The sequence below is a fragment of the Wolbachia endosymbiont (group B) of Athalia cordata genome, assembly GCF_947251845.1.
Classification (GTDB): domain Bacteria; phylum Pseudomonadota; class Alphaproteobacteria; order Rickettsiales; family Anaplasmataceae; genus Wolbachia.
Genome location: NZ_OX366383.1, coordinates 222,223 through 236,878 on the forward strand (window position 1 = coordinate 222,223; position 14,656 = coordinate 236,878).

Annotated in this window: 10 protein-coding genes; 8 read left to right on the forward strand and 2 right to left on the reverse strand. The window is 34.7% G+C overall.

The genetic code is table 11. From position 1 onward, the window contains the following. The first annotated feature begins 110 nt into the window (after positions 1 to 110). The 8 genes from OPR30_RS01205 to OPR30_RS01240 all read left to right on the forward strand — a co-directional run bounded on the left by OPR30_RS01205 (position 111) and on the right by OPR30_RS01240 (position 9,144). Positions 111 to 671, forward strand: a complete 561-nt coding sequence (locus OPR30_RS01205) for a hypothetical protein (RefSeq protein ID WP_265030896.1) — start codon at positions 111 to 113, stop codon at positions 669 to 671. 89 nt (positions 672 to 760) lie between these two features. Beyond that, positions 761 to 2,764 carry a tRNA uridine-5-carboxymethylaminomethyl(34) synthesis enzyme MnmG gene (mnmG, locus tag OPR30_RS01210; protein WP_265030898.1) on the forward strand — a complete coding sequence of 668 codons (2,004 nt, stop codon included), beginning with the start codon at positions 761 to 763 and terminating at the stop codon, positions 2,762 to 2,764. Between the two features lies 1 nt (position 2,765). Beyond that, on the forward strand, positions 2,766 to 4,562 hold the full coding sequence (locus OPR30_RS01215; protein WP_265030899.1) for an aminopeptidase P family protein: 1,797 nt from the start codon (positions 2,766 to 2,768) through the stop codon (positions 4,560 to 4,562). A 94-nt stretch (positions 4,563 to 4,656) separates the two neighbouring features. Next, positions 4,657 to 5,022: a hypothetical protein gene (locus OPR30_RS01220; RefSeq protein WP_019236690.1), complete on the forward strand. Its 366-nt coding sequence runs from the start codon at positions 4,657 to 4,659 to the stop codon at positions 5,020 to 5,022. A gap of 155 nt (positions 5,023 to 5,177) precedes the next feature. Continuing rightward, the gene (locus tag OPR30_RS01225; RefSeq protein ID WP_265030901.1) at positions 5,178 to 6,386 is read left to right on the forward strand and encodes an ankyrin repeat domain-containing protein; all 1,209 of its coding nucleotides are present in this window, start codon (positions 5,178 to 5,180) and stop codon (positions 6,384 to 6,386) included. A 208-nt stretch (positions 6,387 to 6,594) separates the two neighbouring features. Then, a complete protein-coding gene (locus tag OPR30_RS01230; RefSeq protein WP_264682946.1) occupies positions 6,595 to 7,239 on the forward strand; it encodes an alpha/beta hydrolase in 645 nt (214 codons plus the stop codon). A gap of 5 nt (positions 7,240 to 7,244) precedes the next feature. Continuing rightward, on the forward strand, positions 7,245 to 8,024 hold the full coding sequence (locus tag OPR30_RS01235) for an SDR family oxidoreductase (protein WP_007302062.1): 780 nt from the start codon (positions 7,245 to 7,247) through the stop codon (positions 8,022 to 8,024). A 91-nt stretch (positions 8,025 to 8,115) separates the two neighbouring features. Next, positions 8,116 to 9,144 carry an ankyrin repeat domain-containing protein gene (locus tag OPR30_RS01240; protein ID WP_265030903.1) on the forward strand — a complete coding sequence of 343 codons (1,029 nt, stop codon included), beginning with the start codon at positions 8,116 to 8,118 and terminating at the stop codon, positions 9,142 to 9,144. A gap of 254 nt (positions 9,145 to 9,398) precedes the next feature. Here the strand turns inward: OPR30_RS01240 and OPR30_RS01245 are convergent, their stop codons facing one another. Continuing rightward, positions 9,399 to 12,293 carry a hypothetical protein gene (locus OPR30_RS01245; RefSeq protein WP_265030904.1) on the reverse strand — a complete coding sequence of 965 codons (2,895 nt, stop codon included), beginning with the start codon at positions 12,291 to 12,293 and terminating at the stop codon, positions 9,399 to 9,401. Beyond that, positions 12,274 to 14,628 carry a VirB4 family type IV secretion/conjugal transfer ATPase gene (locus OPR30_RS01250; RefSeq protein WP_264377435.1) on the reverse strand — a complete coding sequence of 785 codons (2,355 nt, stop codon included), beginning with the start codon at positions 14,626 to 14,628 and terminating at the stop codon, positions 12,274 to 12,276. Before OPR30_RS01250 ends, OPR30_RS01245 begins: the two co-directional genes overlap by 20 nt. Positions 14,629 to 14,656: the final 28 nt, after the last annotated feature.

The following is a 14,656-nucleotide window of genomic DNA, read 5'->3' on the forward strand; positions in this document are numbered from 1 at the left end:
TATTTTTTCACGGCCGTTAGCATTCCTTGTTGCTCTAGTATTTAGATGGCGGAGGGGAAGTTTGCGATTTAGAGTAAAAATGATGCCTATTAATTAGTGAGAGGGATTGTATGTATATTTGTTTGTTAGCTTATAGTATAGTGTCAGCACTAGGAGTATTAGCTTGTTGGTTAAGTTTTGACACTTCATCACCTTTAGCCATAGGTGGAATTGCTGGTTGTATAGCTCCAGCATTGATTGCGGTTTTTCACGTAGGATGTTTGCTATATAAGTTTTGCAAAAGAGATCCTGTTGGGGAGGATCATGGAAAAGTAGCAAATTTTTTGAGTTTGATGATATCTACAAGCGCTGTAATTGGAGTTACACTTGCTGGAAGCATAGCTGCTATTTTTCCTAATCCAAAAATAGGATTTACATTAATAAGTGGAATGATAGGGCTGATAGCACCGATTTTAGGGTTCTTTGCAACTGTAGCTATAGTGCATTGTGTAGATGAAACAGCAATTAAATCTGCAGTAAGTGCAATTTCGATTACAGATTCTACATATGTCAAAATATCTCAGGAAGAAGAAGTAGATGAATGTATTACCTTTCCGGAAGAAGAAGTTAATAAAAGTATCATCTTTCCCAAAGTTGAAAAAGTTTTTTCTGCGAGAGAGACGGCAGTTTGAGCTAAGTTAGTGTGCAATGTTGTAATCTGTAAAATTTGACATCAATCACTGATAGTTGGAATATTATAGAGTAGGAATTACTCAAGAAGATGCATAAGTACGATGTAGTGGTAGTAGGTGGCGGTCATGCCGGGTGTGAAGCAGCTACAGCTGCAGCTCGCCTTGGTGCAAACACACTACTTATAACTCACAAAATTTCAACTATAGGAGAGATGTCTTGTAATCCAGCAATTGGAGGAGTTGCAAAGGGTGTTGTAGTTAGAGAAGTAGACGCCCTTGATGGAATAATGGGGAGAGCTATCGACCGAGCAAGCATACACTCGGTCGTTTTAAATGGCAGCAGAGGCGCAGCGGTATGGGGCCCACGTGCACAGGCAGACCGAAAATTATACAAAAAAGCAATACAGGAAATTATTCTAAATTATAACAACTTGACAGTAAAAGAAGAGTCAGTTGACGATTTTCTTATCGAAAGTGATAGCAATGGAGAATCTTATATAAAAGCTGTAATAACAGACTCAGGTGAACGTATACTGACAAGCAGAGTTGTTTTGACTACAGGGACTTTTTTACGTGGTGTGATTCATATAGGAGAGCAAACAACTCCTTCTGGAAGAATGGGAGATAAACCTGCAATAGAGCTTGCAAACACGCTAAAGAAGTATGATTTTAAACTGGGCAGATTACGTACCGGAACTCCACCGAGGCTTGATCGTGGCACTATAAACTGGTCGGTATTACAAGAACAAGTGGGTGACAATCCACCTACACCATTTTCTTATCTTACAGAGAAAATTAACCAGCCTCAGGTTTCATGTTTTATTACTCATACTAATGAACATACACACAAAGTAATTCGAGAGAATCTTCACAGATCAGCTTCTTCATATTTAGATAACGTTATTGCACCAAGATACTGCCCATCAATTGAAACTAAAGTTAAAAAATTTGCAGAAAAAAATAATCACCAAATATTTCTAGAACCAGAAGGGATTAATGATAACACTATATATCCAAATGGAATTTCAAATTCATTGCCCATCGAAGTGCAGTATGAAATGATAAAGAGTATAAAAGGGCTTGAAAATGCAGAAATATTAAGACCTGGATATGCAGTTGAATACGATTATATCGATCCACGAGAGCTATTTCATACTCTCGAAACTAAGAAAGTTAAAGGACTATATTTTGCTGGTCAAATTAATGGTACCACTGGATATGAAGAAGCAGCCGGGCAGGGAATTATTGCCGGAATCAATGCAGCATTCTCTTTATCTCAAAAAAGTTTTGTTCTTCATCGTACAGACTCATATATCGGTGTAATGATAGACGACTTGGTCACTAAGGGAATTGCTGAGCCTTACAGATTATTCACCTCGCGTGCAGAATATAGACTGGCAATCAGGTCAGATAATGCAGATAGAAGATTGACACAAAAAGGTTATGACATCTCTCTTGTGTCGCATGGGAGATACTCTGTTTTGCAGGGTAAACTTAAATCCATTAAGCAACTTGAGGAGAAATTAGAGAGCCTAACAATTACTCCTGAGCAGCTCAGGTCCTATGGCATTAAAATATCTTATGATGGAATAAGAAAAACAGCATTAAATTTGCTCGGTTATCCAAATATTGACTGGAATAAATTACGAGAAATATGGCCAGAGTTAAACATGGATTCCAGTGTCAGCTACTTGCATAACACCAAAGCACCTCTTCCTGTCATCCCAGTGCTTGACACTGAAAAAAATGTAGATTCCAGCGTCATGTGCTGGAATAACACTATAACTGATAGCATAGCCAAGAATGAAATATATGAAGCAGTTGCAATTGAAGCAAAATACAAGCCTTATTTAGTAAGACAAGAAGCAGATATGAAGTTTCTACAAGAGGAAGTTAATACTCAAATTCCAACTAATTTCAACTACTCACAGATTAAAGGCTTGTCAACTGAAGTGATAGAAAAGTTGCAGTCAATAAAGCCAGCAACAATTGGTATTGCGAAGCAAATACAAGGTATCACTCCAGCAGCGATAGTTAGCATATTAGTGTACCTTAGGAATAAGAAAACGAAAATAGCTGCTAATTCTGCGTAACATGTCAAAAATCAAAGAATTTCGCTCTTTTATGCACGAAATAAATGTTGATGCATTTATTTTGAATACTAAAGACGAGTATTTAAATGAATATTCAAAAGAGTTAGCAGAGTTATGTGGCTTCACGGGAACAAATGGGCTACTTATCGTTACAAAGAGTAATAAGTGCCCATTTTTTACAGATGGACGCTATATCACACAAGCTCGCAGTCAGCTCGATCAGGGCAGTTTTCGAGTATATAATATACAAGAAGAGGATCCACACAAATGGGTAAAAGCAAACTTAACATTGACTACCTCACTGGGTTACTATCCGCAATATTTTACTATGAAGGACATAAGAAAATATGAAGGCATTTGTAAACTAGTACCATACTTAATTAAAAAAGATAGTAGTCATAAAGCACAAACAATAGTCTCACATGTATCTGGTGAGAGTGGTAAGGATAAATGTGAAAGAGTAGCTAAAAACATAGAGGATGAAGCAGTGCTTCTGACTGATCCAAATTCAATTTCGTGGTTATTAAATTTAAGAAATGAAAGTTCTGAATATACTCCTTGTATATTGGGTCGTGCAATACTTTATAAAAACGGCAATGTTGATTTATTTATTCAAGATAAAGAACATTCAACTATAGAAGCAAATTTTGATAACCATATAAATGTTTTTGATATTAGTGAGCTAGAAAATTCACTACATAAGTTAAATTTGGTGGTGATAGATCCAAGCACGACTCCAATGAGCATTATGAATGCAATAGATCCCTTATATAACCATTATTTAAATGAAAAATCAGCTTCGGTGTCATTCCAGTGCTTGACCAGAAATAAAAAAGCATGGATCCCAGTGTCAAGCACTGGGATGACAATAAGTAATGAAAGAGGTCTAATAGAAAATAAGCAGATAATTGAGAAGGAGGATCCTTGTTTGATTCACAAAGCAGTAAAAAATCAAACTGAAATAACTGGAGCTATAAGTGCGCACATCAAAGATGGAGTAGCAGTTATAAATTTTCTATATTGGCTTGAAAACAATATTGACAGTGAAATTACTGAGCTTGAAGCTGAAGAAAAAGTTTTAGAATACAGAAAAGAGCAGAATTTGTTTAAGCAATCGAGTTTTCCAACAATTTCAGCATTCAACGAGAATGGAGCAATCATTCATTATCGTGCAAGCAATAAGACAAATAAAGCTATTAAAAAAGATGGACTATATTTGATCGATTCTGGTGGTCAGTACCTTGATGGCACAACCGATGTTACAAGAACTATAGCAATTGGTAGTCCAACCAATGAGCAACGAGCTCACTACACAATAGTATTAAAAGCTCACATTGCGATAGCAAGTGCGGTCTTTCCTTCTGGCACTACTGGTGGAGAATTGGACATATTAGCGCGTATACATTTATGGAAATTTGGAATGGATTACATGCACGGTACAGGACATGGAGTAGGAAGTTACCTTTCGGTACACGAAGGACCGCAAGCAATATCAAGAGGAAATAAAGTGGAACTCATTCCAGGCATGATACTTTCTAACGAGCCTGGTTATTATATTCCAGGAAAGTATGGAATAAGAATTGAGAATCTGATGTATATTGAAAGGCGAGAAAACGTCTTTTTAAGCTTTAAACAATTGACCTCTGTTCCTTATGATAAAAAGCTAATAGATATACAAATGCTTACTGAAGATGAAGTTAAATGGATAAATAGCTATCACCAATTTGTTTATAAAAATATAGAAAATGGCATAAAAGATAAGGAATGGTTAAAGAGAGTATGTGAACCTTTAAAATAGTTAATTTGTCATTTAATCAAGTATTAATATAGTTGTTCTTGTATTGTTTTTAATTAAAAACAATATATAATATTAGTTTCAAATAGGTGTAATTATGACAGATAAAATGCAAGATGATGAATTTATGAAGCAGTACATGGATACTTGCAAAGAGCAAATAGAAAAATTGGCAAGCGACCCTAATTTGCTTCAACAGACCTTAAAGCCATTCATGCAAATGTCTCAGCAACTTATGGCTGGCGGTATGCTAGAAGGAAATATGCCTAGCATGATACCTGATATGGGTGGTATGGATATCAACAAGATGATTGCTCAGATGAAGGAAATGTATGATTACATAAAGAGTAATCACAAAGAGCTCATGAGAAAAGATGCTTCACAAATTCAAGAGCTTGATGATTCCAGCAGAAGATTGAGAGGCTTGGTCAAGAAATTGATAGAGAAAGTTGAAGCTAAGTAGTATTTATTCATATCAAAGAGCTATAGCAGTAGTGAGGTTGCTCTCATTCCAATTTTAAATAAAAGGCATAAGTATTAAAAGAAAAAGTCTACAAAATGCTTTCATTCCTTAATAGGGATTAAGATGGTTTCGAAGTTTATTCAGGGGGCTAGTAAATGGTGTATAATTTTAACAATAAAGCAATACTTGATGCTTTGTTAGAATATTATGGTATAAATAGAGAAATTGAAGAAAGTGACAAATCTAATACTGTAAAAAATTTATTGAATCGTTTCACAAAAGAGAATCTTAATTATTTCACACATGTAGCTCCTTGGCTAAAAAATCTTGTACCAAAATTAGAAGGTGATACTCAAGAATTGAGACAACCTTCTACGTTACAAGCATTATCAATTGCACGAATAGTTAGAAGTCGTACTGAGCTACTTTTTAAATTATTTTCATCTGCCAAAAATGGTGATTTAGAGGCAGTGAAATACCTGGTAGAAAGAGCAGAAGTAGATGTTAATGCACAAGATATGTTTGAATTCACTTCTCTAATGTTTGCTGCTGCAAGTGGTCATTTGGATGTAGTAAAGTATCTAGTAAAAGAAGCAAAAGTAGATGTTAATGCAGGAAATGAATTTGGAAACACTCCTCTAATATTTGCTGCTGAAGATGGTCATTTGGATGTAGTAAAGTATCTAGTAAAAGAAGCGAAAGCAAATGTTAATGCAAAAAATGAATTTGGGGAAACTGCTCTAATGTTTGCTGCTAAAAATGGTCATTTAGGTATAGTAAAGTGCCTGGTAGAGGCAAAAGCAGATGTTAATGCAAGAAATGACTGTGAAGATACTCCTCTAATATTTGCTGCTGAAAAGGGTCATTTAGGTATAGTAAAGTGCCTGGTAGAGGCAAAAGCAGATGTTAATACGCAAGATAGAAAAGGAAACACTCCTCTAATGCTAGCTGCTCAGAGAGGTGATTTAGGTATAGTAAAGTGCCTGGTAGAAGCAAAAGCAGATGCTAACACAAAAAACTACTATGGAGCAACTGCTCTAACACGTACTACTCAAGATGTAAGAAAGTACTTGAAAAATCATGTACGAAAAATTAATGAAATAGAACTTCGGAAGGAGCGTGTCTGCATTAGCGTTTGTGGTGCAGTAGGTTTTATTACAGGTTTTGCGGTAGCATATAATACACAAGCAGCTATTGCAACGTGTGCAACATCAGCTGTTACTGGTTTATTATTGGGTGCAGTAGTTGGTTATTTAGCTATAAAAGTAAAAAGAGAAAAACGTGAAGATCCAGATATAGCTGTAGTTACTGCACTTAAAAATATCCTTACTATTCAATGGAGTACCTGGCCGACAGTATGCTAAGGACGAGAAGCTCGGATTTAAATAACAATAAAAAAGTATTTGAAAAGATATAGCTCTTTTGAGATACTGCTTTGTTTTTAAATAGGATTTTTATCTTTAAAATAGTATTTTACCTTTTTGGGTGATGTGGAAATTCTTGAATTTTATAGAATTTTGTTTAATATTGATGCATGAGTCAGTTTTACAAAAAAACATAAACACAAAAGAGATGATTGAACTTAAAAGCCAAGAAATTTGTCCAAATGGAAATAAGAAAAATTTGATTATTTTTTTTCATGGTTGGGGTTCAAGTGGCGATAATTTCGCTCACCTTGCTAAAGTTATGAGCAAATTTTTACCCGATTCATGTTTTGTGGTACCGAATGCTCCGTTTGAGAGGGAAATAGGTGATGGTTATCAGTGGTTTAGTTTAGAGGATCGTAGTGAAGAAGCACTATATAATGGGGTGAAAAATGCTGCATCAATTGTAAATCATTTTATTGATACAAAATTAAAGGAGCTTAATTTAAAAGATACTCAGCTTTCTTTAGTTGGATTTTCTCAAGGGGCAATGCTTGCAATACATGTGGCTCTTACCCGGCTTCAGTCTTGTGCGTCAGTTGTTGCGTATTCTGGTAGATTTCTTTCGCCTTCAAAAACTGCACCGCAGATAAAATCAAAACCCAACATATGTATTATTCATGGTGACGCTGATGATGTGGTACCTTTTTCGTCCCTTGATTTAGCGGTTAAAGCTCTGAAAGAAAATGGAGTAAACGCTCAAGGATACCCAATTCATGGATTAGGCCATATTATTAATGAAGAAGGAATAAGGTTAGGGGTTGAGTTTATCAAGAAGAATTTTGGAAATTAATTTCCATGCACTTGTTTTGCTTTGGTTACGGATATGTAGCTAAATTTCTATCGAAAAAATTGCTAAATTTAGGCTGGAAAGTTAACGGTACATCAAGAAATAAAGATATACAACTTTTTGATTATGAAAAGGTCGACCAAGATCTACTTAAAAGCGTAACGCATGTTTTAGTTTCTATTCCTCCAGACGGCGATGATGTTATGGAGAGATACGGTCATTGTCTGGAGAATATTAAATGGCTTGGTTATCTGTCTGCAACTAATGTTTATGGTGACCACTGTGGTAATTGGGTGAATGAGGAATCTGAAACAAAGCCTATAGAAATTAGAGGAGAAAAGCGCCTTGAGTCTGAAAAGAAGTGGCTAAGTAGCAAATTGCCTGTACATATTTTTCGTTTGGCTGGGATATATGGTCCTGGTAGAAATGCGCTAATTGACTTGCAGCTTGGCAAAGCAAGAAATGTGAAAAAAATTTTTTCTCGTGTTCATGTTGAAGATATATCGAATATTTTATTTTCTTCCATGCAAAATATAAAGCCTTATGAGATATACAATTGTGCAGATGATTTACCTGCTACGCAATCTGAAGTGGTCACGTATGCAGCCGAGCTTCTCAATATTAGCCCTCCAGAGCCAGTTGAGATTTCTTCCGTACCAAATTACGCACGGGGTTTTTATTTAGGGTCAAAAAAAGTAAGCAATACTAAAATTAAAAAAGACCTTGGTGTCTCTCTAGTTTATCCTGATTACAAGGTGGGTTTAAAGAGTTTGTATATATTAGAATAGAGAAAATAGATTGCCAGATGCAAAAAATTTTTCTTGAATGTTCCTTGTTTTGATGTAGTACCACTAGGCATACTATTATATAGAGGTAAATATGTTCAGCACTCAATCGCTCCCGGTTGAAAATATTCTATTACATCAAGCCGCTTATAATGGTAACATAAATGAAGTTAGGTTATTACTTAATGTAAGAACTGATATCAATATCAAGGATAAAAAAGGATTTACAGCCTTGCATTTTGCTGTTTATTCAGGACATTTAGACGTAGTAAAGTTACTAATCAGTAAAGAAGCTAATATTCATGCAAGAACTACTAAAGGCAGTACAGTTTTACACTTTGCTGTTGTAGCTAAAAGCAAAGCTATAGTAGAGGAGTTAATTAAAGCGGGAGCTGATCCCAATATAAAAGACTGTACTGATGGTAAGACACCTTTACATATTGCTGCTCAAAATGGACTTGTAGAAGTTGTAAAGGTGTTACTTAATACTCAAGAAATTGAGATTGATGCTAAAGACAATGAATTTGGTATAACAGCTCTGTACTTAGCCTCTCAGAACGGACATACTGAAATAGTTGAACTATTAATTAGCACAAAAAATGCTGATGTTAACATAGTAGATAAAAAAAATAATGTCACACCCTTGTATCTAGCTGCTCAGAATGGGCATGAAGCAGTAGTCAAGTTGCTTCTTGATAATGGTGCTAAGGTCAATGGCTGTAATGTCGATAGAGATCCTTTAAGTGTAGCTATCAAGAATGGCCATAAGAAAATAGTTGAGTTATTACTTAGTATAGAAGGAATAAATGTCAATATTGGCGATAAGATTGGCAATACACCTCTACATATAGCAGCTATAACAGGCCGCAAAGAAATAGCAAGATTACTATTAGCAAAAGGAGCTGATGCTAATATTAAAAACCATTCAGGAGATACTCCTTTACAAATAGCTGAGATAATTGAAAACTCTACAGTTTTTATGCTTGAAAAGGATACAAATTCAGTACTTCTTGTGAAAAAAGGAGTTAAGGAGCTTTTGTCACAACATGTGAAGAACAACAAACCTAGCTCATCAGTAGATAAAATTGACGTATCTGTTCAGCAGAGTAGCAAAATAAGATAGATGAGAAAACTAGTTTGTGACATTGGCGTCCAGTTAAATTTACATGGATTCCAGTGTCAGCTACTCGAATGACATTATGGAAGCTGTGATGACAAGGAAGGAAGCACTAGAAAGAAATGGGTGTCACGCACTGGGATGACATTATGGGAACTGAGATACAAGAAAAGAAACACTGGTTTGACATGCATCTGAACAGATACTCTCAGTGATGTAAATTCAACTTTACCCCATTTGCAACCATCAGGGTTCTTTGACTATAGACCTAACAATTCTTTTCTAATTTCTTCTTTAATTGTATCAATAATCTTTTGATCAAGTTTATTTATTAAGGAATCATCAATACCTGTGATGTCATCTGGATTTTGTATCATTTTTTCAATAGCATCATCTATTTTTTTTACTCTTTCTTTATTAATTTCATCAAATATAGGTTTAATTTTCACATAACCAGGAGCGCCCTTGCTATAATTTTTGCTGCTTTCGTTGATGCAACCGCCAGCACCATATGTTTTATTCACGTAGTTTTTACTACATTTTGTTACATCTTTATACCCAATATCACCATTTTCTATATATGCTATTTTATTATCTTTACTAGAGTTTAGCTTGTCCCCTTTCTTAATTTCTTCTTTTAATTTTAAACTTTGTTCATGAATTATTGTATCTTTGTAATCCCTTCCCCCATAGGTTCTGTATGTACCTCCGCCTGCAACAGTAATTAAATCTTTACAAATTGTTTCTGAAGAGTCTCTGCACATTTTTATTAAAGTTGGTCCCCCATCCTTGTTAGATTCATCATCTTCTTGTCCACCACCTCCTTCTGTCACTTTTACTTTAATATATGGATAACTAGGGTTGACTCTCAGTTTAGCTTTAATGTAATCACCTGGCATTCCTAGTCTACTTACAGTAGACTGAGCTTTATCAGCTATATGACCAGCTTCACCACCTCCCCATGCTTCTATTTCAACGTAATCATACATTGACAGATCATCTGTATAGCCATCTCCAAGCTCATAAAGTTTTTGATCCCTGTCTTCAATAATCTTCTTCTTATGTTTCAATTGTGCTATTATTATTTCACGCAATCTCTTTTTTAAACCATCTAAATCGAATCTGCATAATTTATCAGCAAAAAAGACTTCTGTTCTATTTGCTTTAATCGGTTGATTTTTTAATTGTGTGCACTTTTGTATTTCACCTTTCTCGTTTTTTACTGTTTTACCATCCTTATCCTTGCAATCCACTTCCTCATATCTTAAGTAAAATAGTTTATCATTCTTATCTACATACTGTGTTGAGCGACTACATACTCCATCAAAGCAGAGGCAACCATCATCACCGTGATTACAGTTTTTTTCTTCATACTTTCCATCTGTTAACTCATATACTATTTTGCATTTGTCACAATTTTGTTTTGTATCTACCTCTTTATCCTCTTTTGCCATGCAGTTATCTCTAGACTTATTTTCAGCAGGAATGGAAATATATCCTTTTTTATTAAATATTATTTCATTCAGTGCATCTTGTGGCTTTGCTAAAACCTCAATTGTTTCGTTACAGGGAAAATAATAAAGCTGATCAGACTCCTTTGAATAAACAGTATTGTATTTATTGTATCTTGCCCCCATTGATTTTAGCGATATTAGCTTACTTTCTTTTTTAAGAACAAACTCCTCTGGTTCTGGTTGCCACCCAGAAAGGCAGAGCATTTTACTTTTAGAATTTTCTTTATATTTTATTTCTACTTTTGGATATCCTGAGCCATCTAGTTTGCACTTACCATTCTGAAGCTCTTTACATTCTGCTTCGATATCGGGAACATACCCATATTTTTCTAGAACTTCAAATTGCGAATTATTTTTTAATATACCTTCTATTACGCTATCGATGTCGCTTTTACTGTTACTGCTATCAGTTGTTTTTGCCACTATTGCTGGCTTTACTACTTTTAAAGGTAGATGGCCAACATATGTAGGAGAATTTTTATTAACATAAAAAGTACAGATGCCATTACTGTGAGTTCCACGTGCGTCATAAGTACAAACGTTCTCACTCATCTTTATTTTTACTTTTAGCGTATTTTCGCCTTTACCCTCATTAGGCTTTGGTATGCTCACTTCTTCAATCTTTGGAGCAGGTGGCGCTGGGAAGCAGCGAGCAGGAAATTGTAATTTTCTTTCGGACTCTTCTTCCTCAGTACCATAGTATTCAGCGCAGAGCTGACCTTTTTTTCTATAGGTTTTGAGATAATGGATAGTATCTTTAATAGTAAATGGATAAATTGGAGTATTCTCACTATTTGAAAAACCGCGCGGAAAAGGTAGCTCCCTTCTTTCTTTCAGCTCACCAATAATGACTCCAACTCTTGGATGGAAATAATCATTTTCTTCATTTGTTATAGGAACAATTCTAACTTGTGGTGGTGACATCGCAAGTTGTTCGCAAAATGGAGGTGGACCAGGTGCAAGTTGCACAGGGGCACACTTTACTTTTGTTTGATAGCATGTATCACAAGCTTTTTCCATCTCTCCAGGACGAAAAATATTTTCCCCAGAAAATACTCTAGAGCCCCATGAAGAAATTCCTGACATACAAGCCCCCTTTTGACTACAAGCGCATATTTTAGGGGCATTAACAAATTTTACTTTTTCTTCATCAGTAACACCATCTGCCCATTCCCATTCAAGGCGTTTCGCAATTCCTTCTTTGATTTCTTTACTGTTATCTGTCTTAATTGTTCCATCAGCTAACATTTTATCTCCTTCCCAATCGATAAAAGCTGCTGCAGAAACTCCAGCACCTGTGGCTTGTGTGCCATATATTTTGTGGCAAGATGTTCCACTGGATAATATATAACAGTTGTCGTTCCCTTTGTAATTGCAGACCTTAATCTTTGGATCGAAGTAACCTTCTGGTCCCTGAGTATTTACTGCTGTAACTTTAATAAATTGCAATAATTTTTTGTCAAAGTCTAAATCGCTCCACTTGCCTTTAAAAAAATTTGCAATACCTTTTCCTGTTTTATTTCCTACAACCTCAAGTTCAGTATTGCTCTTTACAAAATACGGACAATCAGCATATCCTTGATAAGAAAGACAAAATATCAAGGAGAATATCAATAAAAAATTAAGCTTTACATTTTTCATAGAACGCCGGTAACCACTTACTCACTTTTTCGCCTTTTTCCTTTATTGCTTCATACATATACTTTATAGTCTCTTTATTAGCTGAAAGTACATGTATTTCTTTCATATTCTTCAAATCTAGATTTAAAGTTACTAAACCTTTGTATTGCTTTATCAAAAATAAACCTTCCTGTGTTGGTGTTTGCAAAATGACATTCAGTTCCTCTTTCGACAGAGAAAATGCTTTCATGTATAACCTGTTTGCATTTATGTTCGGCATCAGGATCCTCGTATCGACATGCTTATCTAAATATTGAGTAAACTTGCTAGCAAATGCTAGGTTTAAGTTTTCAGTACTTAGAATTACTACAACATTTAACTTTGTCATTCTTTGCATCCAGTCGTCAAACTCTCCCTCTGTAGGAAAAATATTACTTACCTCCCATGCTTCATCCAAAACAAGTATTGCAGGTGAGCCATCACATTTTGCTTCGAAAGAGTATAAGAAATAGTAAAGTATCACGGACATACATTCTTTTTGCTTAGTGAGATTTGCAGTATTGAGGGATATAGTTTTTGTTCCCCAGTCAATATCTGACTCATCACCATCTTGGAATAAGTAAGCAAATTCACCTTCACCACACCATTTACTTATTTTGCCTCCAAGAAGTAAAAGCACTTCAGAAATTTGAGAAATAGAGCGCGATTCTCTTGGTATAGCAAATATAGAATCTACAATTTTTTTTGTCTTTTCTTCTACGTCTACCAAACTTGCATCTGCAACCATCCTTTTGATCAATTCAACAAGCATATTGCGATTAGAAGCACTATCTTCAATGTTCAGTGGGTTAAATTTTAGACTTTTATCTTTATATTTTGGATCAATTATGTAATATTGGCCGCTTACTGCTTTAGTAAATATTATTGATTTTCCAGTATTATCCAATATAACAATCCTAGGGTTAAATTTTCTTGATTCCGAAAGTAAGAAATTGATCAGTGAGGTTCTACCTGAATTTGGAGCTCCAAGTATTGTGGTATGACCATTATTTTTCTTTCCATGAAAGTTAAAAAAGTAAGGACTGCCTTTTTTTGAAAAAAAAACTGTTACTGCTTCTTTCCATCTTCCTCCTTTCAACGTACCTGATGTAAAATCATGCAACATAGCAAAGCTGCAAGCATATTTTTCTAATATATTTTTTGGTTGTGTAACAAAAGCAAAGTTTCCAGGAAGCTGTGCCCAAAAATGATTTTCCATGTGCAGATCAGTTCTAAACATCATCAACCCGATTAACGACATTACAGAGGATAAATCGCTGATATTTTTAGCTAACCTATTCTTATCATCTGCAAAGATTGTAACAATAATTTTCTGTTGACAAAAATCCATAGCAGAAATTTTTTCAAGCTCTATTATTTCATTTATTCCTGAGTTTTGAAGTAAGGTATTGTCCTCACTGATTTGCAGTATATTAATTTGTTTTTTGAATTCTTTTACTGCTTTATTATTACTAGTAAATATTATTATTTCTGTGATGATAAGCTCAGAGTCAAGTTGCAAACACCTATCTATATTTTCTAAGGGGATTTCTCGATATTCCTTTATGCAAAAAATAGAACCAAACTTCTGTTGACCTTCAAACGATGTTTGAAATTTATTGAAACCGAAAGCTACTTTTAGGTTTTTCACATGCTGCGATAGGTCCCTTTCACATATTGGATAATCTTTGTGCGTTAATGTAATAATGTAATGGAGAAATTCCATCATTTGAGAATATATTTTACCTTCACTAGACCTAAGGCCCAGTTTTTTAGCTCCAAAAGGTTCTAAATCTTTTTGAATCAGGTCAGTTATTTTTTGTAATTCTTGATGATTTTTTTGTAAAAATAACTTGTGCCTATTCTTTATCCCGCCAAAAAAAAATGCATTATTAATATTTTTGCCAAAATCACTAAGTAACACCACAATGTACAATTCATTTATATACTGTAGTTTACTATCAACTAGTTTATTAAACCACGTTGAGTGTAGCTGATCGGAAAAGTCTGCAGTTTTATTCCACTGTAAGCTCAGTTTATTGCGCTTACGGACAGTGTGAATCCAAACGGTAAAATATAAACTCTTGATATTTTTTGATATACTTTTTCTAATTTCAGTTCTAAGATCACCATAGTTATCAACTGAAGAATAGTCTTCTAATTTGATTATTTTTAATAATTCCCCCTGTTTTGTTAGTATAGTTTCTTCATCGTAGTGGCAAGCATAAGGGATAAAATCTAAATTAATACTTTCTAGTAACGCTAAATTGTTCTTTTTTTCAGAATTAGAGCTAGTGGCTGGTACTTTTGGTTGCATACAATATCATGCGTATTCAATAAAAAGA

Excerpts from the sequence above, each read along its gene's own strand:
- OPR30_RS01230 (WP_264682946.1), top strand. The coding sequence starts at position 6,595 with ATGATTGAACTTAAAAGCCAAGAAATTTGTCCAAATGGAAATAAGAAA.
- OPR30_RS01205 (WP_265030896.1), top strand. The coding sequence starts at position 111 with ATGTATATTTGTTTGTTAGCTTATAGTATAGTGTCAGCACTAGGAGTA.
- OPR30_RS01220 (WP_019236690.1), top strand. The coding sequence starts at position 4,657 with ATGACAGATAAAATGCAAGATGATGAATTTATGAAGCAGTACATGGAT.
- OPR30_RS01235 (WP_007302062.1), top strand. The coding sequence starts at position 7,245 with ATGCACTTGTTTTGCTTTGGTTACGGATATGTAGCTAAATTTCTATCG.
- OPR30_RS01225 (WP_265030901.1), top strand. The coding sequence starts at position 5,178 with ATGGTGTATAATTTTAACAATAAAGCAATACTTGATGCTTTGTTAGAA.
- mnmG (WP_265030898.1), top strand. The coding sequence starts at position 761 with ATGCATAAGTACGATGTAGTGGTAGTAGGTGGCGGTCATGCCGGGTGT.
- OPR30_RS01250 (WP_264377435.1), bottom strand. The coding sequence starts at position 14,628 with ATGCAACCAAAAGTACCAGCCACTAGCTCTAATTCTGAAAAAAAGAAC.
- OPR30_RS01240 (WP_265030903.1), top strand. The coding sequence starts at position 8,116 with ATGTTCAGCACTCAATCGCTCCCGGTTGAAAATATTCTATTACATCAA.
- OPR30_RS01215 (WP_265030899.1), top strand. The coding sequence starts at position 2,766 with ATGTCAAAAATCAAAGAATTTCGCTCTTTTATGCACGAAATAAATGTT.
- OPR30_RS01245 (WP_265030904.1), bottom strand. The coding sequence starts at position 12,293 with ATGAAAAATGTAAAGCTTAATTTTTTATTGATATTCTCCTTGATATTT.